Consider the following 20958-nt stretch of genomic DNA (forward strand, 5'->3'; position numbering starts at 1 on the left):
CATTTTTCCATTCTCAGATTTGCGATTAAAAGTCGAACTCAATAAGTTAGTTTCAGCTTCGATAATCGAAGCTACTTTTGGGCCAAAAGTTTTTAAACTAACAAAACCAAAAAAACATGAAATCGACACGATTAAAATCATCATTAAACACACAGGAAAATGATTATTTTAATCGTCAAAGATTCCATCTGACCATTGAATAGCAAAAATAAACAGATGAAAAAGGTATTGTTTGGATTAGCCTTTATTGGGGCTATGGCGTTTTCGGGCATTACGGTTAATGCCCAGGAAGAAGAGGAACCTTGTCCAGAAGGTTCTACAAATAATTGGGGTGGTGTATGCTGCCAATCTTCCCTTAGTTGTGACCATCCCTATTATGGTCTCACTTATTTATCTACTTGGACTCGATGCGTCGAAACTTGCACTGAGTAATTTACCCTGTGGGAGGAAAATTCCTCCCACTTAACTAGTTGACTTTATGAATAAATCCACACTGTTTATCACTGTTTTTTTTGCTTCGGTGTTTTTTAGCTGTACCATTGATTCCAATTCAAAGGATGATATTATCTATTTTTCAGAGGATTACCTACCGGATCCCATTCAATTGACTGGGGAAAAATACGAGATTGAGGAAATTACCAATCCGCGAGGTTTACTGCTAACTGATGATTTCATCCTGGTTTTTGAACGAAAAAATATTTACGATAATAAATTCCATGTCATAGATAAAGAATCCGGAAAATATTTAAGATCCAAGGGAAAGGACGGGATGGGACCTGGAGAGATTACCGTCATCTCCCAAATCGAGGAGGCTGAAGAGTCTGGAAAAGTATGGGCTTATGATCCTGAAATCAGGAAGTTTTCCAAATATGATCTTAGGGAAAGCAGTTTAATGGCAGAGGAAGAATTTCGCTCCCCGGAGACCAGCTTTTTTTTGACAGAATTGACTTGGACAAAAAATCAATCTTTATTTGGAGGCGCAGTGGATGGGATGACCAAATACCTTCATTTGACTAGGGATGGGGATACACTTCATCTAATGGGAAACTGGCGAGATCATGTCAAAAATTGGGAATTGCCCAACGGGTATCGGCCCGAGGATTTGGATGCAAATTTGATCAGTTCCATTTTCCAAGGCCCGATAAAGACCACCCAAAATGGTAAAATGGTTGTAAAAGCAGGAAGGAGTGTCGATTATATAGATATCATCAATTTGGATGGGTATCATACCAAAACCATCATAGGTCCATCACCTGAGCTTCAACATTTTGATATTGGGTATTCGATGGGATATCAAATGCCGGATTTTGGACGGGATAAAACGACTAGATATTCTGATGTAACTTTGGGACAGGATTCATTTTTCACCTTGTTTAGGGGGAAACCATTTCGAGAACTTAGTAGCCCAGACAATTTAAATCGGGTATTTGAATTTGATTATGAAGGAAATATCCTGAATCAGTATCAATTGGATATGCCCGTATATGGGATTGCAGTGGACGAAGAAAATAGGATCATCTACGGAGTCACGGTGGATCGGGAGCCCAATCTGGTCCGGTTTGAGTATTGAATAATCTAAGAGAGTTACGAAAAGGGGAAAGGAATTTTGCATCCTTTCCTCTTTTTTGCGTATTTGCCTCTGACCCAAAAGCCGCACTTTTTTCTCAAACCAAAGGAAACTTTAAATGAACCAACACCTCTACGAATCCGGCTTGATCGGTAACTGTGCCTATATCGCCCATATCGAAAAAGACACTAATATTTCTTGGCTGTGTATGCCCAGATTTGATTCTGATTTCATTTTAGGCGGGATGCTCGATCGGGAAAAAGGAGGGAAATTTACCGTCCTACCTGCTTCAGGGGAGTACAGCACTACGCAGGTTTACCTGGAAAATACCAATATCCTCGAAACCATCGTCAGGAATGGGGAGGACAGTTATAAAGTCACGGATTTTGCCCCTCGCTTTAAAAATTACGACCGCTACTACAAGCCTTTGATGCTGATCCGGAAGGTGGAGCCCATTTCCGGTACGCCAAAAATCCAGATCCGCTGCCAACCGGTAACAGATCAAGGAGCGGTACAGCTCACTCCCAGTCAGGGCAGCAATCATATCCGCTACATGGGGATCGATCAGGAACTCCGGTTGACGACTAATGCGCCACTGAGCTACATCTGCGAAAGCAAACCCTTTATGATTCAGCGACCGGTTTATCTGGTCCTGACTTTTGGAAGACCGCTGGAAGCACCCATTGAGACGACATCCGAGCGCTTCTTAAAGTCCACTACCGACTATTGGCGATCCTGGGTAAAGTCCACCAGTATCCCTAATTTTTCACAACGATTGGTCTTGCGTTCGGCTTTGATTTTAAAAATCCATCAATTTGAAGATACCGGTGCCATCATTGCCGCATCCACGACCTCTTTGCCCGAATCCCCCGGCAGTACTCGTAATTGGGACTACCGGTACTGTTGGATCCGGGATACCTACTATACCCTCACCTGTTTTAATAGCTTGGGGCACTTCGAAGAACTGGAAAAATATTTTGACTTTATTTTTAATCTCCCCACCGGTCCGGATGGGCGCTATCAGCCGCTGTACTCCATTACAGGCGATTGGCTGCTGACCGAGGAAATATCTGAATTGAGTGGATACTTGGGAAACAAGCCCGTTCGTTTTGGCAATCAAGCTTACACGCACATTCAAAATGACTTATATGGTCAAGTCTTGGTATCTCTTTTGCCACTGTATTCGGATCAGCGATTTACAGAATCGGAGCGAATTCACTCGGAGCCGATGATCATGAACCTCCTGGACAAAATCGAGGCAACCATGCACGAGAAAGATGCCGGCTTGTGGGAGTTTAGAAATCTGGCCCAGGAGCATTGCTATACCTTTTTGTTCCATTGGGCGGGAGCCTGCGCTGCTGCCAAGATCGGGAATCGGCTGAAAAACGATAAAATGTACCAAAAAGCCATTTTTCTCCGGGATGAAGCGGTGAAAAAAATTGAGTCCTGCTATCTTCCTGAGCGCAAAGCCTACGCCCAGGCGATCGGTTCCAAGCACATGGATGCCTCTACACTTCAAATGATTACGATGGGCTATTTCGGGAATGATTTAGAACGCGCTAATGATCACCTTAAAGCCTTGGAAGAAGATTTGCTGGCCAAGGATTATCTGTTTTACCGCTATAAGCACATGGATGATTTTGGGGTTCCTGAGACCACCTTTTTGATTTGTGCCTTTTGGTATATCGAAGCCTTGGCCTGTGTGAATCGGATGGAAGAAGCCATCGAGGGTTTTGAAACGCTGGTGAAGTATTGCAATCATTTGAGTCTTTTTTCCGAAGATGTGGACCAGGCTACCGGCAGTCAATGGGGTAATTTCCCTCAGGCCTACTCTCATGTGGGATTGATGAATGCGGCTTTTCGGATTGGTAAAAAACTGGACCTGCCTAATTTCCTTTAGGGCTAAGCCTAAAGTTTGCCGTTGTCTACGCCGTCGTCTGTGTCTCCACAGACGACTACACCATGATTTGAAAAAACAACTTTCATTAAACCTGGATTATGACCCAACAACTCGGACAACTCTCCCTACTCGTCAAAGACTATGACGAGGCCATCGACTACTATACCCAAGTCTTGGATTTTGAGCTGTTGGAAGACAGCACACTCACTGAAACCAAGCGCTGGGTTCGGGTAGCACCTCCTGGCTCAACCTGCCATTTGCTTCTAGCGAAAGCCGCCAATAAGACGCAGGAAAAGCAAATCGGATTTCAGGCGGGAGGTCGAGTTTTTCTCTTTCTTTACACCGATGATTTTTGGCGGGATTATGAGAAATATACAGCCCGCGGAGTAGAATTTATCCGCAAACCCGCAGAAGAAAGCTATGGAACGGTGTCGGTTTTCAAAGATTTGTATGGAAATCTCTGGGACCTGATCGAAAAGAAAAAAAGTAAGCCCTCTGAGTAAGCAGAAGTTTTTAATTTTACCAAAACTATGGAACACCAACCCAAAAACCCACTTCACGGCTTAAGGCTGGACACGATTTTGGAGCAGCTTGTCGCACATTATGGTTGGCAGGAACTCGGAGAGCGAATCACCATCCGTTGCTTTACCCATGATCCATCGATCCAATCCAGCCTGAAATTTCTCCGCAAAACTCCCTGGGCCCGCGAACGGGTGGAAGGCTTGTATTTGAAGATGCAGCGAGATATGACCAAGTAGATAGTAAGCAGGATTAAGGCTTCGAGTATATTTTTGTAGTTTTAAAACAACATTTGAGGACCTTCATTGTAGTTTCAAAACAACAATTTCTTCAAATCTAGAAAAGACCATCAAGTCTATTCCCCGCTTTAGACTTTCGCTACATAAAAGAAGAGGTTTCATGCTTTCCCCATCATCCCTAATCGGTTTTTTATTTCCCGTACAAACCCTATTTTTGGGCTTTCTTTGAAAAACGTATAAGAACGCAAGTTTATGGCATATCTATTTACCTCAGAGTCAGTATCTGAGGGTCATCCTGACAAAATTGCTGACCAAATCTCCGATGCACTGATCGATAATTTTTTGGCATTTGATCCGAGCTCCAAGGTAGCCTGCGAAACGCTAGTCACCACCGGACAGGTTGTGCTCGCCGGGGAAGTCAAATCGGACATCTACCTGGATGTACAAAAAATCGCCCGTGACGTGATCAATCGCATCGGTTACACCAAGAGTGAATACATGTTTGAAGGTAATTCTTGTGGGGTGCTATCTGCTATTCACGAACAATCCGCGGACATCAATCAAGGCGTGGAGCGTCAACATCCCGAAGAGCAGGGCGCCGGCGATCAGGGGATGATGTTTGGCTATGCGACCAACGAAACCGAAAACTACATGCCGCTGGCATTGGATCTTTCGCATCGGATCTTGAAGGAATTGGCCGCATTGCGTCGCGAAAATAAGGACATCACCTACCTTCGTCCAGATTCCAAAGCACAGGTGACCATCGAATACAGCGATGAGAATGTTCCTCAGCGAATCGAGGCGATTGTGATTTCTACGCAGCACGACGATTTTGACTCGGAAGAGAAGATGCTCGCCAAAATCAATTCAGACCTGATTTCCATTTTAATTCCCCGCGTAAAAGCCGGACTTTCGGAGGACATACAAAAGCTTTTTACCTCAAATATCAAATACCACATCAATCCAACCGGGAAATTTGTGATCGGAGGTCCTCATGGCGATACCGGTCTCACCGGACGAAAAATCATCGTAGATACCTATGGTGGGAAAGGCGCTCATGGCGGAGGAGCATTCTCCGGAAAAGATCCTTCCAAAGTGGATCGATCCGCAGCCTATGCCACGCGGCACATTGCCAAAAACATGGTCGCAGCAGGTGTAGCTGACGAAATGCTTGTGCAGGTCTCCTATGCCATCGGCGTAGCCGCTCCCATGGGCATCTATGTGAATACCTATGGCACCGCAAACGTAGGAATGACGGATGGCGAAATCGCCAAAAAGATCGAAGAACTATTTGATATGCGCCCGTATGCGATTGAGCAGCGGCTGAAGCTTCGCAATCCGATTTATGAAGAAACTGCCGCCTATGGGCACATGGGCAGAAAGAATGAAGTGGTCACCAAGACGTTCTTTTCTCCATACCGGGATGAAATCACTTTGGATGTCGAGCTTTTCACTTGGGAAAAGCTCGACTTCGTCGATAAAATCAAGTCGGCATTTAAACTTTAATACTTCAAGCCTCTCGAAATTCGGGAGGCTTTTTTTCTGGTTTAAGCCAAAGGTGAGCCACAATGAATTCTCCATCCACTCTTCCATTCCCATTCATTTTTCCTATATTTAGCTAATCACCTTTTTGAAAAGGTTTGTTCTTTTCAAGTTTTTAAACCTATATCATACCATGGCAAAAACCATAATTGTATCCAACCGACTTCCTATTTCACTTCGGCATAGAAATGGGCGATTTGAATTCAAACCCTCAGCCGGAGGACTCGCCACCGGATTGGGCTCTATCTATAAATCCGGCGAAAATATCTGGATTGGATGGCCCGGAAATACGGTCGATGATCCCGAGCAGCGGGCAGAGATCATTCTCGAGCTTCACGACCTAAAAATGGCCCCCGTTTTCCTCTCAAAAGAAGATGTGGAGCAGTTTTACGAGGGCTTTAGCAATGAGACCCTTTGGCCGGCTTTTCACTATTTTACCCAATACATGGTCTACAATCCCGAGCACTGGGAGGCTTATGTGCGGGTCAATCAGAAATTTTGCGATGCCATACTCAAAAAAGCAGATCCCGACGACACGATATGGGTTCACGATTATCAACTCCTTCTGCTGCCGCAAATGCTACGGGAAGTACTCCCCAATGCCACCATCGCATTTTTCCAGCATATCCCCTTCCCCTCCTACGAAATCATCCGGATGATTCCTTGGCGCAAGGAACTGCTGGAAGGGGTCTGTGGGGCTGATCTGATCGGATTTCACACCTACGACGATATGCGGCACTTTCTGAGTGCAGTGGGGAGAATTACCGGACTCTCGAGCGAAAGCGGTTACATTCAGGCTGATAACCGCATCATCAATGTGGACTCTTTCCCGATGGGAATTGATTATGACAAGTTTGCCAAACAGGCCAAAAGCAAAAAGACCCAAGGCATCGTACGGGAATTCAGAAAGCAGGTGGCCGATCAAAAACTGATTATTACCATTGACCGACTCGATTATTCCAAAGGCATTCCTCAGCGAATTCATGCGTTCAATCAACTTTTGAAAGATCACAAGGAGCTTCGTGGCAAAGTCTCCATGATTATGATTGTGGTCCCTAGTCGGGACAAAGTGCAATCCTACAAGGAACTCAAAGAGGAAATTGACCTGCTTGTCGGTCGGATCAACTCAGAATTTTCCACCCTAAACTGGGTGCCTGTCCACTACTTCTACCGCAGCTTTCCTTTCGAAGAATTGAGCGCTTTCTACAGCATGTCAGATATCGCTCTCGTGACACCGCTAAGAGATGGGATGAATCTGGTTTGTAAAGAATTCGTGGCCAGCAAAACCGATCAAACCGGTGTCCTGATTCTATCAGAAATGGCAGGCGCCTCCAAAGAATTGCAGGATGCTGTTTTGGTCAACCCCAATGATCGACAAAGCGTCGTAGATGCCATCTACAATGCCCTGACCATGAAGCCACAGGAGCAAAAAGCCCGGATTTCTTCCATGCAGGAAAGCCTTAAAAAGTATGATATTTTTCAGTGGGTTAAAGTATTCCTTGACCGCATTGAGCATGTCAAAGAAAAGCAGGCCGAACTGACCTCAAAGGATGTCGATGCTAAAGTCATCAACGAAATCGAAAAAGCATTCAAGTCTGCTAAAAACCCCGTACTGTTTTTAGATTATGACGGCACACTTACCGGATTCGTCGCCAATCCAAACGATGCCAAACCCGACGCCGAACTCAAAGCTATCGTGAAGGGACTGAGTCAAAAAGCCCAGGTAGTGCTTATTTCCGGTCGGGACAAGGACACCTTGGGTACTTGGTTTAAAGGCCAACAAATCGACCTCATCGCCGAGCATGGAGTTTGGGTCAAACGAAAGGAAAACAAAGGGGATTGGGAACTCTATGCCGAGGTAGATGACAGCTGGAAAGAGGACATCCGCTCGATGATGGAATATTATGTGCTTCGTACTCCCGGGGCCTTTATCGAGGAGAAGCACCACTCTCTAGTCTGGCATTACCGCAAAGTAGAAAGCGGACTGGGAGACCTTCGGATGCGCGAACTATTCAGTCACCTCAAGTACATGGCCCGAGGGCATAATCTGCAGGTTTTGGAAGGAAATATGGTGCTGGAGATCAAGCGACCTGACATCAACAAAGGCCGGGCAGCCACTGCCCTGATGAAAGGCAGCGAATATGATTTTATCCTTGCCATCGGTGACGACTGGACAGATGAGGATACGTTTAAAGTCATGCCAAAAAACGCTTACACCATCCGAGTCGGCTATGCCTATACCCAAGCCAATTACAATATAAAATCGGTTCGCCAAGTACGAAACTTACTGGGCAAATTGATTGGGTAAATAAAACTGGATGAGGCTGTCTCATAAATCGCTTTGATGTCAGACTGAGCGGAGTCGAAGGCCATTTCTATCGTTTTGGCAAACATTTCGATTTCGAGACTCTCGTCTCTCCAGTGCTCAATGTGACAAACTTCACTTTTGAGACAGCCTCATTTCTACTTTAAGCCTTCATACCGGCTCTTAAGTCATCACAAACCAAAATTTTTGATCCCCCGTCTGGAAGATAAAAATTGTACTCTTCTTAGAAATCTTGACTTTTATCACTACCTTTTATTCACTTAACTCACCTCTAAAAAGCCATTTTGGCAGTTTTAAATTGAGTTTCCTACCAACTATTGTTTGAGAATATTTTGTTTTCGCTGAATCTTAAGTTCGATTCGGTTTTATTTTATATTAAATTTTGAAATGAAAAATCTTCTCCTCTTTGGGATTGGACTACTCTTGAGCCTTCAGTCAATGGCTCAATCTGTCCCAATTCTAAAAGCCAAGACACTAGGTTTACTTGAAACGTTAGACGACAGCCAGAAAGACCTCGCTTTGCTGCCCTTTTCAGACAGTGCCCGTACCGAGTGGACCAATCTGCCCATCGGATTGGCCGCTCGAAATGGCCTTGCTTATAGCGAGCTTTCTGAAAAAAGCAAGATCGCTTTTCATCAGGTTTTAAGTGCTATTTTTAGTTCGCAAGGCTATCTCAAAACCTTCGCCATCATGCAGGTGGATGATATTCTCCATGAGCTTTTTGAAATCCAACACAGCCGTGGACAAATCGATGAAAATGCCATTAAAATGATCCGAGGCCTCGATTGGGACTTTGGAAATTATTACCTGTTGATTTCGGGAAACCCTGCCGAAGATGAAGCCTGGGGATTGAAGTTTGAAGGACACCATCTCTCGATCAACTTGACAGTAGCTGGGGATGAATTCTCCATGACTCCTTTATTTTTTGGCTCCGATCCTGCTGTAGTAGAAGATACGCAATATGCCGGCTTAAGACCGCTGAGCAAGGAAGAGGATTACGGTTTTTGGTTTGTCAATTCGCTGGACGAAGCCCAAAAGGCAAAGGCAACTCAAGCTGGAAAAGTGCCCGGCGACATCATCACCAGCCCGGATCGCCCACAGTGGTTGGAGGATTTTCAGGGCATCAAAGGCTCGGAGCTCACAGAAGGCCAACAAACTATCCTTCATTACTTAATCGAAGAATACATCGGAAATCTTGACCCGGAAAAAGCCGCAGAGCACTTGGCCACACTTCATGCCCGGGGAATGGATGAAATTTATTTTGCATGGATCGGGAGCTATGAGCCCATGAAGCCCCACTATTATGTCATTCACAGTCCAGACTTTCTAATCGAATATGACAATGTAGGCTTCCTCGACAATGCCAATCATATTCACACGGTCTTTCGGAAAAAGGGAAATGACTTTGGCGAAGATATTCTGAAAAAGCACAGGCTAGCACACACACATTGATAAAAATAATTATCTATATCCGCTTTCTACCTGTAAGAATTGTGCACGGACCAAAATGAGGGTTGAAGTTCAATTTAAGCAAACTTCGCCTGCCAGCCGAGGCTGGGTCACCTGTACTGAGCGCAGTCGAAGTATCGGTCTCCTGTGCTGAGCAAAGTCGAAGCATCCAGCCGCTTAAGCAAGGAAAATATGGCTACTGGTATAATTGCGGATAATCATTAAAATAATTTACTGAAAGTCAAAACCTTATTTCGATGAAAACACATTTCTATTTATTGCTAATCGCGCTCTTTTGTTTTGGCACTGTCCAAGCCCAAGAAAAAACCAATCTCGAACTCTCCGACCTCTTTGACCTGGAATATGTCAGCGATCCACAGATTTCACCTGATGGTTCTCGGATCGTCTTTGTCCGCAATTTCAAAGACATCATGAGTGACCGCGATTATTCCAATCTTTGGATTTCAAACCCTGACGGATCCAATCTTCGTCAGCTTACCCACGGCAATCAGCGGGACTACGCTCCCCGATGGTCCCATGACGGCAAAAAACTCGCTTTCCTTTCCAATCAAGATGATGAAAAGGTAAAGCTTTACCTCTACTATTTGGACAGTCGCGAAACAATCACGCTAACCAACACGGCCACGCCTCCAGGAGCGGTGTCTTGGAGTCCGGATGACAGGCAGCTCGCATTTACCCAGTTTGTTCCAGAAGCCAAAAAATCCATTTTGGATATTCCGGGAAAGCCTGAAGGTGCCGAGTGGAATGCACCGCCCATTTACATCGATGAGCTGAATTATCGCGGAGACGGAGCAGGATATCTCAAGCCGGGAAACCGACAGATTTTCACCTTGGGAATCACCGGAGGCACACCTAGGCAACGAACCTTCACTGACGACAACTACGGCAACCCAATCTGGTCAAACGATGGGCAAAGCCTCTTTTTCTCCGCAAACCTCCATGAAAATCATGAATTGGAGCCGGCAAACTCAGAAATCTACCAACTCAATCTCAGCAGTGGGGAGGTTAAAGCGTTAACCTCTCGCTTTGGTCCAGATGGGGAACCCACGCTTTCTCCCGACGGAAAATACATTGCGTATACCGGAAATGACGATACATTTCAAGGCTATCAGGTCAATCACTTGTATATTATGAATGTGGATGGATCTGGGATCAAAAACCTAACCGAAGACCTAGATCGTGATGCCGGAAATCCCCAATGGGAAGCGAATGGACAAGGAATCTATTTTCAATACGATGAACTTGGGGACACTAAAATCGGCCATGTGGCCCTCACCGGAAAAATCAGAACCGTCGTCGAGGGTTTGGGAGGATTGGATTTAGGAAGACCTTACAATACAGGTACTTATACCGTGTCAGACAATAACCGATTTGCATTTACCCAAGGCGGGCCTGAGCATCCGGCTGACCTGGCGGTCTGGAGTGATGGTGACACCAAACGCCTAACAGCTGTAAATGAGGATATTTTTTCCTATCGGAAAATCGGCCAAACCGAAGAAATTTGGTGGGAGTCTAGTTTTGACGGCAAGCGAATCCAGGGATGGATCGTGACTCCTCCCGATTTTGATCCTAAAAAAAAATACCCCTTTATTCTGGAAATCCACGGCGGTCCTTTTGCCATGTACGGTCCATCCTTTGCCTACGAAATCCAAAATTACGCTGCCGCAGGCTATGTCGTACTCTATACCAACCCGAGGGGAAGTACCGGCTATGGTCAGGAGTTTGGCAATGCCATACATCACGATTACCCTAATCATGACTACGAGGACCTCATGTCCGGGGTAGATGCGGTCGTCGAAAAAGGCTACATCGACTCGGAAAACTTATTCGTAACCGGAGGCTCGGGAGGAGGTGTATTGACTGCTTGGATCGTAGGAAAAACCGATCGATTCAAAGCCGCAGTTGTCGCCAAGCCGGTGATCAACTGGACCAGTTTTGTACTTCACGCGGATGGAGCCGCTTTCTTTTCCAAATACTGGTTTGGAAAGAAGCCCTGGGAAGACATCGAAAATTACTGGCGTAGATCTCCGCTTTCCCTGGCGGGCAATGTGACCACACCCACGATGCTATTGACCGGTGAGCAGGATTTCCGAACTCCCATATCAGAATCCGAGCAATATTATACTGCTTTGAAACTCCAAGGTGTGGAATCAGCCATGGTCCGCATTCCAAACGCTTCCCACGGACTGGTCAATCGACCCAGCATGCTGATGAGCAAAAGTGCGGCGATTTTGAGTTGGTTTAATCATTACTTAGACAAAGAATAAGCAGGTCGTACTACCTAAAAAGCCCCTGTGCACAAGGAATAGCTTCTTAAAACCGGGCTACTTTCATTGATTCAAAACGCTAGGAAATATATGAAATCACTTAAAAATACCCCCGTTTTAGTTACCGGAGCAACAGGCTTTGTAGGATCCCGACTTTCAGAATTGCTTGCTACACGGGAGGAAGCGCAGGTTACCGGAATAGGCCGAAACCTCGACCGAGTCTCCTATTTAAAAAATATGGGGGTGGTACTCCAGGCTGCTGACATTTTAGATGAGGAAGCGTTAAAAAAATGGGTAAAAGGGAAGGATATTGTCATTCATACGGCGGCTGCTCTAGTCGCCGATCTTGCCATGGCTCAAAAAGTGAATGTCGATGCCACGGAAACTCTGATCAGGCTTGCGGCAGAAGCAGGAGTTTCCCGGTTTGTCCATGTGAGTACCGTCGGCGCCTGCGATATGACCAATTTGACACTTGTGGAGGAAAGTGCTCCTTTGGCACTGAATCACTCTTCTGTCTACCCAAAAACTAAAGCCGAAGCCGAAAAACGCGCCATTGAAACGGCCGCAGCTTACGGAATGGAACTTTCGATTGTCCGGCCGACCATGATTTATGGTCCCGGACATGGAGTTTGGTCCGAGGGAATGTTTTCGGCTATTCTCAAAGGCAATCCGGTTTTGTTTGGGGACGGATCTGGAAATTTCCATCCTGTGTACATCGACGATGTAGTGGAAGGATTGATCCTTTGTGCCATACATCCCAAAGCAGCTGGCGAAACCTTCAACCTGTCAAATGGACTTACCACTTGGCAGGAGTTTATGAGTAATTACTCCAATCTGAGTGGTAAAAAACTCAAAAGTATTCCCCTTCTCGTGGCTCGTCTTTTAGCTTTCGCCAATAAAATACCCGGCATCAAAACCCCAATTGATCAGGGCTTTATCGAAATGGCTACTTCAAAGAAAGATTTCCCCAACAATAAGGCAGCAAAACTGATTGGCTGGAGACCTCAAGTTTCCTACGAAGAGGGAATGAAAAAAACACTGGAATGGCTAAAGAAAGAATTGCTTTAAAAATTTTTATGTATATCCGCTTTCTTACCAGTAAGAATTGTGCACGGACCAAAATGAGGGTTGAAGTTCAATTTAAGCAAACTTCGCCTGCCAGCCGAGGCTGGGTCACCTGTACTGAGCGCAGTCGAAGTATCCGTCTCCTGTGCTGAGCAAAGTCGAAGCATCCAGCCGCTTAAGCAAAGAAAATATGACTACTGGTATAATTGCGGATAATCAGTAAAATTTTTATCAGTTAATTAAACCGATAAACTATGAATGAAAAATAAAAAAGAGGCTGATCAGAATAATCCAATTTTACCTTTCGCTTTAACTTCTTTTTTCAGACCTATAAAAAACTGAATTCCAGAAAGATAAAACTTGCTTATCATTTTTTTTAATTCTACCTTCCTTCACTTTAAAACAGCATATAATTCAAATCCGAAAAAATGGTTTCGGATTCCCGATTTTTAGATTAAACCAACTCGATTGAAGAGTACCCCAGTGACGCGTAGAGCAGAAAAACCTGCTTTTTTTCCGAGTACATAGTTCCATCTAAACCTTTCAAACAAAACATGAAAAAAACACACTTGTCCCTGATTCTGATGGTTGGATTGGCAGCTTGCCAAGCCCCGGTACGTTACACTCAGCAGTCGCCTGAGATCGAAACGGTCAAAGCAATTTTCGATGATTTTCTCGCCAAAAATTGGGAGGGTCTACGGTCCCATTATGCAGAAGATGCACAGATTTTCTGGAATAGACTTGAGTCAAATCCACAAACTTTGGAAGAACTGATCACCGAAGCACAAAATGAAATGGACATGTTTTCCGCCATGTCACAGGACCATTTGGCCTTTGAAATGGTCACTGATGACGAAGGTGAGGTTTGGGTCAATTACTGGGGAACCTGGAGATGCACTCTGTCAGCTAATGGAGAATCATTTGAGATTCCCATGCATGAAACCTTCCAGTTTGTAGATGGCAAGGTGGTCAAAGATCACGGGTATTGGGACAATTCCCCCATAGCTTCATCGATAATGAAATGGGAAGCCGCTCAAGCTGCCGCAGCTGATACGGTGTCGATGGATTAGTATTTAATTCAAAATTTGGATCACAAATCTAATTCTAAGTTGAAATAGAGATTTGGCTTCCAAGAGACTTATCTTATCAACACGTAAAGGCCATCCCGGTTTATGGAGATGGCCTCTACTCATTTTTTTCCTTTGGGGAAATTTTAGTACTCGTTGGGAAAGTTAGAGTGCAGTTTCATACAAAAATCTAAGAAGCCGAATATTAACCTGGCTTATTTTTATCGTAGCTCTTTGGTATCAGGATAAAAAACCAGCCGGATGTTTAAAATAGAAAACTGGTTTTGGAACCTTCCTTATCCCTAAATGAACTCCTGGAACATGGTGAAAAATTGAACTATTTTAAGCTAGAAATCCTATAGAACATCATAAAACTATAAAAATCAATTGAATAAATATTTGATTTCAAATCGTTTTTTGTATTTTGGTAATGCAGATTTTTGTACATAAAACCAACTATTCGGATTTTACCCAACTTGGACTGTTTTTCACTGAGGCAGAGGAGGATTTGTCCTAAACCAAGACTTCGATAGATTTCCCAAAAGGGGATTTCTTTTCAAGATGAGTGTCATTCTCAAAAGAGGTACAGTTTACCTCATCTCCTTTTACATACTATTTTCCTTTTTACTCAATTTATTATGACAAATCAAATCTCGGTCGGGAAATACCTGGCCACTAGGCTTCAGCAGCTCGGAGTCGCTCATTTATTTTCTGTTCCTGGAGACTACACCAGTGATTTTTTGGAAATCATTGATACGCAAACCTCCCTCAAACGGATTGGAAATTGTAACGAACTCAATGCCGGATATGCTGCCGACGGCTATGCTCGAGCCAATGGGCTGGGTGCAGTGGCTGTGACCACGGGCGTAGGATCATTCAGTCTGCTCAATGCAATCGGAGGTTCCTTTGTCGAAAACATCCCCGTCGTAGCGATCATCGGAACCCTCAGTAATACCAAGCTGATGGACGAGATCAATGCAGGCGAACTCTACCACCATAATGTCAGCACCGAAGACACCAACCGAACGGTCTATTCTCCGGTAACGGTAGCCTTTGAGCGGATATCCAATCCCATCACTGCACCTGCCCAGATTGATGCTGCGATTATTGCCTGCATCAGCCAAAGCAAACCCGTGGCCATCGAAATCATGGAAGATTGCTATTATATGCCTTGCGCCGAACCTCAAGGGACGCTTTCTCCTGTTCCTCTTTATGAATCGCTGGAGGTACTCAAAAGCATGAATGCTACCAACCCGCCAAATAAATATGCCCACCAAATCGTAACTGCGATCGATGGAGCAGCTCAGGCAGTTTATTCCCAATTGAGTTCCGGCTATCCCATCCTCTGGGTGGGCAAAGAGATCGGGACCAAAAATCTTCAGGCAAAATTCACCGCCCTTCAAGAGGCAGTCGGAGCTCCTTTTGTGAGTTCATTTTTGGGAAAAGCGGTCATTTCAGAAGATAATCCCTGGTTTCTTGGGATGTATGACGCAGTCTTTACCACTGACTATACCCATAAATTCCTCGAACAAGCTACGGCTATCGTCGGCTTGGGTGTATGGAATACAGACTTAAACACCTTTGGCTCGAAAAGTACAGAGATCGGAAATATTTCACCTGTTTTTGCTTCGCGAGATATGGTCAAGGATGGGGAAAATCTCTATGTGCAAGTTCCTCTAGAGCAGGTGATCGATGCAGTCATGGCCCTTATTCAAAAAAACGGTTGCAAATCCTCATGGCAGCAACCCACTCCGCCTACTCCGCCTACTCCTCCTGCACCGAGCACAGCCATTTCTTATGATTCCTTCTTTGCTGTACTCGATCAGCATATCACTACCGATCACTTGATTGTAGCCGACATTGGTCTTTCCTCCTTCGGTGGTTCCTCTTCGCTGAAGATTAACCGACAGAACGGATTTTTGGCACAAAACATCTGGGCATCGATCGGCTGGAGTGTTCCTGCCGGACTGGGAGCTTCCTTCCGAGATGATCTACGAACTTTTGTGATCGTGGGTGATGGAGCATTCAAACTCACCTGCCAGGCAGTCTCTACCATGGTGCAAGAAGGGAGAAATGCCGTAGTCTTTGTACTCAACAATAAAGTCTATGGAGTCGAGCAAATGCTTTTGGACCCAGGCCCATATACAGCTGGTTCAACCGAGCCGTTTGAAGCTGCCAATGTCCTGCAAGAATGGGATTATGTGAGCTTGATGAAAGGGTTTTCCAACAATGCTCCCACGGCCAAAAGCGCAGTAGTGAATACTGTCGGAGACCTTCAGAGTAGCTTGTTGATGATCGATAATGATCCCAACTCCACCTACCTAGTCAGTATCAATCTGGATGAGCGAGACTATCCATCAGCCTGGTCCCGATTCGTCAACCCATAATTTTATTCATCAAATAATCCTTTTTAAAATGAAATCTAATTCAAATCAATCAATAAATAATTCCGACGTACTAATCGTGGGAGGTGGAATGAGCGGTCTTTTTGCCGCATGGCGACTTTTGAAAAATAAACCGGGCATCCAAGTAACTGTCGTGGAGAAAATGGGACAGGTCGGAGGAAGACTCGAAACTACATTCGTAGATATTGTCGATAATCAAGGAAAAACCCAAACCGTACACGACGAGGAAGGGGGAATGCGCTTTGTTCCCCGAGGAAGCGGAATGGAGCATCTATGGGGCCTGATCGACGCCCTCAATGCCGAAAATGAAAAAAATCCTGAAGCCCAACTCCATACGGTGGATTTTGTGATGGGAGATGATAATAACCGCTACTATGTCAGAGGAAAATCCTTCACCCAAGCCGATGTGAAGGAAGGGAATAATGCTATTTGGTCTACCCTATTCAACCTGGCTAGCGCCGAACAGGGCAAAAACCCTTCAGACATACTCGAAAACGTCATGGAGGATATTCTTAAACAAAACAATATCGAACTCCCCAACTCTCCTGCCAAATGGGCCCACTTCCGCAATAAGTGCATTTACAAAGACTTCGAAGGAAACCCCATTCCGATCAATCAATGGGGTTTTTGGAGTATCCTTCGTGGCTATGGACTGACTGAGGAATGCATCGAAATGCTTAGCCACGTAGTGGGTTTTATGGGACCATTTCAGGACTTTATCAATGCGGGAGAAGGGCTACAGATTCTCTTTGATTTCCCTGACCCGAAAACCGCTCAGTTTCAAACCCTTGAAAAGGGGTTTCAGTCTCTCCCCAATGCACTGGCGGCTTCCATCAAAAAGGCAGGCGGAACGATCATTTTAAATGAAGCCATCACCTCCCTGACCAAAACGGAAACGGGATTTACCCTTCAAGGCAATCAAACCTACACAGCACAAAAAGTCATTTTGGCGATCCCCAAAAAGCCCATGAAGGCCTTGACCAAAACATCCCCGATTCTTTCCTCCAATCCGGAATTTATGGCTGCGGTCAATAGTGTGCAAAATATGGAACTAACCAAAGTCGGGCTCTATTTCAAAGAGCGCTGGTGGCATCAAAATCCTGCTATCAATCTGACCAACGGCCCCAATTTCACCGATCTTCCCCTAGGTTCGGTCTATAGCTTTTCCCAGTATCCCGCAGACCCTAATGCAGACAAAAACTATAATGGTCCGGCAGCACTAACCCAATACACTGACTACATCCGGGGCAATTTCTGGAAAGAAATGCAAAATGTGGGAGCGATGTACCAAACGGCTGAGTTCCCGACAAATCCTCAGGGAACAGCACCCTGCTCCAAAGCCTTGGTCAATGAAATCATGCGTCAGATCAAACTGGTTTTTGGTCTCGATGAGAATGCTGATATCCCCATGCCGGTATTGTGCACTTATCGGATTTGGGGTCAGGAACCTTACGACTATGGCTACCATCAGTACAAATTGAATGTCGATGATCTCGCAGAGGTCTATCCCAAGATCACTTTTCCGGCAGAAAACCTCTACGCCTGCAATGAATCCTGGTCGCCAGAGCAAGGCTGGGTGGAGGGAGCTTTGATCATGAGCGATTATGTCATGGTCAAAGGATTTGGAATAACGGCTTTTGCATCAGACTCATTTGCCACATCAATCTAAAATGAACCCATTTATCAACTATCATGAAAGCAAAAACTATCAAAGGAAACTCAACGGCGGAGATCAAAAAAGCTTTTGAAACCGCATTAGAAGACGGGTTTACACCTACTTTGGCTATCGTATTTCTATCCATCACACAGGATCGGGTCGCGATTTGTCAGCTTTTGGAGCAAAAGGATATTGCGATTTTCGGAGCTACTACGGCAGGAGAATTCATAGACGGTGAGATCGGAGATGAGTCCGTGGTCATCATGCTTTTGGACATCAAAAAGGAGCACTTCAAGTGTGTCTCCTTTGAGACTGGTGAGGAGCATACACAAGATATTGCAGAAAAAATCGGCAAAACCGGCTTAGACACCTTCAAAAATCCCGCTTTTATCATTGCCTCGGGCGGGATCAGCACCGATGGAGAAATGATCATCAGAGGAATAGAAAAAGCCGTAGGTCCGGAGGTCACCATTTTTGGTGGTATGGCAGGCGATGATTTTACCATGACGGGCACCTATGTCTTTAGCAATGGAAAATACGAAATCACCGGTTTGGTAGCGCTGATTTTGGATGAGGACAAGGTACAGCTCGCAGGACTAGCCACGAGTGGCTGGCAGCCGGTGGGCACTGTGAGAACCATTACCAAGAGTGAGGGAAATGTCGTCTACACCATCGATGATGAACCGGCTCTGGATGTCGTCATCAAATACATGGGAATCAATAAAAATATCGACGAATGGAAAGAAGTCATCGTCAATGTAGGTTCCGAATTTCCGATGCAGATCCAGCGCGAAGGTTCAGAACCGGTCATCCGGGCACCATTATTTGCCAATAAAACCGATCGATCCTTGGTCTGTGCGGGCAGTGTCCCACAAGGCTCCAAAATCCGTTTTTCCATGGCACCTGATTACAATGTCATCGAAAAGGTAATCGAGGAATGTGAATCCCTTAAAGAAAATGAATTAAGCAATGCGGAGGCATTAATCATGTTTTCTTGCAAGGCACGCCATCTTTCGCTAGGCCCAATGGTCAGTGATGAAATCGACAGTGTAAAAAATGTCTGGGGAGCCCCGATGGCAGGATTCTTCAGCTACGGCGAAATGGGAAAAGCCACCAAAGGAAAACATGAATTTCACAATAATACTTGCTCATTGGTAGTGCTTTCCGAAAAGTAAAATTCTATGGTAAAAAAGGAAAAGTAACCTGTTCATATTCAGTAAAATACTATTTTTCCTTTTTTTCTTCTAAACTGTACTTATGAACACTAATATTCAGTTGATTCTGGATTTAATATCAAATTCGGATAAGTTTTCCGAAGAGGAGAAAAGTCAAATCAGTCGGGCGTCTAAAGCGCTGGAAAGGGATTTCAGTATCGTCGAATTTAAGCTCGATCGCTCCGAAAAAATGAGGCGAACTACTTCTATTCTTTTGGAAGAAACCATCGAGGAACTGGACAATAAAAGGCAAGCCGTAGAAAAGCTTGCCTTAATTTCTTCACGGCAGGCCTCACTGGAGCGAATCCGCGCCGAAATCGCCTCCATGCGAAAAGCGGAAGATCTTCAGGAAATCTCTCCGTTGATTTGGGCGGAGCTGACCAATATGAATGTTCCCTTTATTCGATGCGGGGTTTTTATCATGGACGAGGAGCGAAAGATCATGCACGTTTTTCTCAATACTCCTCAGCGAGAATCCATAGCGGTCCTCCATATTCCCTACCGGGACACCAAGCTGACCAAGCAGGTCTATGACTCATGGCAAAAACAACAGATTCACACCGAAAATTGGAAAGAAGAAGATTTTAACCAATGGGTAAGAACCTTGGCAAAAAAGGGATTGATCAAATCGGTTGAAGAATATCAGGCTGGAGGCACTCCGGTCAACTTAGAGCTGCATTTTATTCCCTTCAAGCAGGGAATGCTCTATATCGGAAATGACGAAAAACTATCTCCCGAAAGCCTAGAGCTGGGCCAATCCCTCGCGGATAATTTTTCAGTAGCCTATGACCGATATGAGGATTTTACCAAGCTGGAGGTAGCAAAAAAAAATGTCGAAATCGCGCTGAAAAATCTCCGGGTTACCCAAGACCAACTGATCCAACAGGAAAAACTGGCCTCCTTGGGTCAACTCACTGCGGGCATCGCACATGAGATCAAAAACCCGCTGAATTTTGTCAATAATTTCTCGGAACTGAGCATGGAAATGGTCAGTGAAATTAAAGAGGAACTCGCCTCAGCCAAACTTTCCCGGGCGGGGACACAGGATTCCGAACTCTTCGACGATATCGCAGACATGCTGGAAAGCATCGATTCCAACCTGAAAAAAATCCATAAACACGGTTCCCGGGCCAATGAAATCGTCACTTCTATGCTACAGCATTCGAGAGGCGGATCGGGAGAAATGCTACCCACGGATCTGAATGAGATGCTAAGTGAATTTACCAAACTGGCTTTTCATGGCATGCGAGCGGGAAAGCATCCCATCGAACTCGATCTGCAATTGGACTTGGACCCAAATCTACCGGAGATCAAACTTATCAAAGAGGATTTTTCACGGGTGATCATCAATCTCTGCAATAATGCTTTTGATGCCATGCGAGCCAAATTACAATCCAAAGCTAAGCCCGGTCCAAATGGATACAAACCTCAACTGATCGTTCGCACCAGATTTCACCAAAAGTACATCCATCTTGAAATCACTGACAATGGTCCCGGTATCCCCGAGGAGATCAAGGACAAAATTCTTCAGCCTTTTTTCACGACCAAAAAAGGAACCGATGGAACCGGACTGGGGCTCAGTATTACCCATGACATCGTAAAGGCGCATGGGGGCCAAATCAAAATCAGATCCAAAGAAGGAAACGGTACCAACTTTATCATTTCAATACCAACCAACTAAACAACGATTATAAACCAGAACCGAACTTTACACATGACT

At 45.0% G+C, this 20958-nt stretch carries 14 protein-coding genes; all 14 read left to right on the top strand.

Going from position 1 to position 20958, the window contains the following annotated elements:
• Positions 1–478 precede the first annotated feature (478 nt).
• Entirely contained in the window at positions 479–1570 is a 1092-nt protein-coding gene (locus BM043_RS02940) for a BF3164 family lipoprotein (protein ID WP_092788770.1), read from the top strand.
• Positions 1571–1685: 115 nt separating this feature from the next.
• The gene (locus BM043_RS02945; protein WP_092788771.1) at positions 1686–3467 is read left to right on the top strand and encodes a glycoside hydrolase family 15 protein; all 1782 of its coding nucleotides are present in this window, start codon (positions 1686–1688) and stop codon (positions 3465–3467) included.
• A 98-nt stretch (positions 3468–3565) separates the two neighbouring features.
• On the top strand, positions 3566–3970 hold the full coding sequence (locus BM043_RS02950; RefSeq protein WP_092788772.1) for a VOC family protein: 405 nt from the start codon (positions 3566–3568) through the stop codon (positions 3968–3970).
• A gap of 27 nt (positions 3971–3997) precedes the next feature.
• The gene (locus BM043_RS02955; RefSeq protein WP_092788773.1) at positions 3998–4225 is read left to right on the top strand and encodes a VF530 family protein; all 228 of its coding nucleotides are present in this window, start codon (positions 3998–4000) and stop codon (positions 4223–4225) included.
• 252 nt (positions 4226–4477) lie between these two features.
• Entirely contained in the window at positions 4478–5731 is a 1254-nt protein-coding gene (metK, locus tag BM043_RS02960; RefSeq protein WP_092788774.1) for a methionine adenosyltransferase, read from the top strand.
• A 169-nt stretch (positions 5732–5900) separates the two neighbouring features.
• Complete coding sequence (locus BM043_RS02965; RefSeq protein ID WP_092788775.1) at positions 5901–8075, top strand: bifunctional alpha,alpha-trehalose-phosphate synthase (UDP-forming)/trehalose-phosphatase; 2175 nt, start codon at positions 5901–5903, stop codon at positions 8073–8075.
• Positions 8076–8480: 405 nt separating this feature from the next.
• Positions 8481–9545 (top strand): DUF3500 domain-containing protein, encoded by a 1065-nt coding sequence (locus BM043_RS02970; protein WP_092788776.1) that lies wholly within the window; start codon positions 8481–8483, stop codon positions 9543–9545.
• A gap of 254 nt (positions 9546–9799) precedes the next feature.
• Positions 9800–11830 (top strand): S9 family peptidase, encoded by a 2031-nt coding sequence (locus BM043_RS02975; protein WP_092788777.1) that lies wholly within the window; start codon positions 9800–9802, stop codon positions 11828–11830.
• Positions 11831–11920: 90 nt separating this feature from the next.
• On the top strand, positions 11921–12898 hold the full coding sequence (locus BM043_RS02980) for an NAD-dependent epimerase/dehydratase family protein (protein WP_092788778.1): 978 nt from the start codon (positions 11921–11923) through the stop codon (positions 12896–12898).
• 551 nt (positions 12899–13449) lie between these two features.
• Positions 13450–13965, top strand: coding sequence for a nuclear transport factor 2 family protein (locus BM043_RS02985; protein ID WP_092788779.1), 516 nt, complete (start codon positions 13450–13452; stop codon positions 13963–13965).
• Positions 13966–14600: 635 nt separating this feature from the next.
• The gene (locus tag BM043_RS02990) at positions 14601–16349 is read left to right on the top strand and encodes a thiamine pyrophosphate-binding protein (protein ID WP_092788780.1); all 1749 of its coding nucleotides are present in this window, start codon (positions 14601–14603) and stop codon (positions 16347–16349) included.
• Between the two features lie 28 nt (positions 16350–16377).
• Entirely contained in the window at positions 16378–18036 is a 1659-nt protein-coding gene (locus BM043_RS02995) for a flavin monoamine oxidase family protein (RefSeq protein WP_177188413.1), read from the top strand.
• A 23-nt stretch (positions 18037–18059) separates the two neighbouring features.
• A complete protein-coding gene (locus BM043_RS03000) occupies positions 18060–19199 on the top strand; it encodes an FIST signal transduction protein (RefSeq protein WP_092788782.1) in 1140 nt (379 codons plus the stop codon).
• An 82-nt stretch (positions 19200–19281) separates the two neighbouring features.
• Positions 19282–20919, top strand: a complete 1638-nt coding sequence (locus BM043_RS03005) for a sensor histidine kinase (RefSeq protein ID WP_092788783.1) — start codon at positions 19282–19284, stop codon at positions 20917–20919.
• Positions 20920–20958: the final 39 nt, after the last annotated feature.

Origin of the sequence: Algoriphagus hitonicola, from assembly GCF_900113375.1 — a bacterium.
Lineage (GTDB): Bacteria > Bacteroidota > Bacteroidia > Cytophagales > Cyclobacteriaceae > Algoriphagus > Algoriphagus hitonicola.

Coding starts and splice junctions, on each gene's coding strand:
- BM043_RS02965 (WP_092788775.1), top strand. CDS start 5,901: ATGGCAAAAACCATAATTGTATCCAACCGACTTCCTATTTCACTTCGG.
- BM043_RS03000 (WP_092788782.1), top strand. CDS start 18,060: ATGAAAGCAAAAACTATCAAAGGAAACTCAACGGCGGAGATCAAAAAA.
- BM043_RS02950 (WP_092788772.1), top strand. CDS start 3,566: ATGACCCAACAACTCGGACAACTCTCCCTACTCGTCAAAGACTATGAC.
- BM043_RS02970 (WP_092788776.1), top strand. CDS start 8,481: ATGAAAAATCTTCTCCTCTTTGGGATTGGACTACTCTTGAGCCTTCAG.
- BM043_RS02945 (WP_092788771.1), top strand. CDS start 1,686: ATGAACCAACACCTCTACGAATCCGGCTTGATCGGTAACTGTGCCTAT.
- BM043_RS02990 (WP_092788780.1), top strand. CDS start 14,601: ATGACAAATCAAATCTCGGTCGGGAAATACCTGGCCACTAGGCTTCAG.
- BM043_RS02940 (WP_092788770.1), top strand. CDS start 479: ATGAATAAATCCACACTGTTTATCACTGTTTTTTTTGCTTCGGTGTTT.
- BM043_RS02975 (WP_092788777.1), top strand. CDS start 9,800: ATGAAAACACATTTCTATTTATTGCTAATCGCGCTCTTTTGTTTTGGC.
- BM043_RS03005 (WP_092788783.1), top strand. CDS start 19,282: ATGAACACTAATATTCAGTTGATTCTGGATTTAATATCAAATTCGGAT.
- BM043_RS02955 (WP_092788773.1), top strand. CDS start 3,998: ATGGAACACCAACCCAAAAACCCACTTCACGGCTTAAGGCTGGACACG.
- BM043_RS02985 (WP_092788779.1), top strand. CDS start 13,450: ATGAAAAAAACACACTTGTCCCTGATTCTGATGGTTGGATTGGCAGCT.
- metK (WP_092788774.1), top strand. CDS start 4,478: ATGGCATATCTATTTACCTCAGAGTCAGTATCTGAGGGTCATCCTGAC.
- BM043_RS02980 (WP_092788778.1), top strand. CDS start 11,921: ATGAAATCACTTAAAAATACCCCCGTTTTAGTTACCGGAGCAACAGGC.
- BM043_RS02995 (WP_177188413.1), top strand. CDS start 16,378: ATGAAATCTAATTCAAATCAATCAATAAATAATTCCGACGTACTAATC.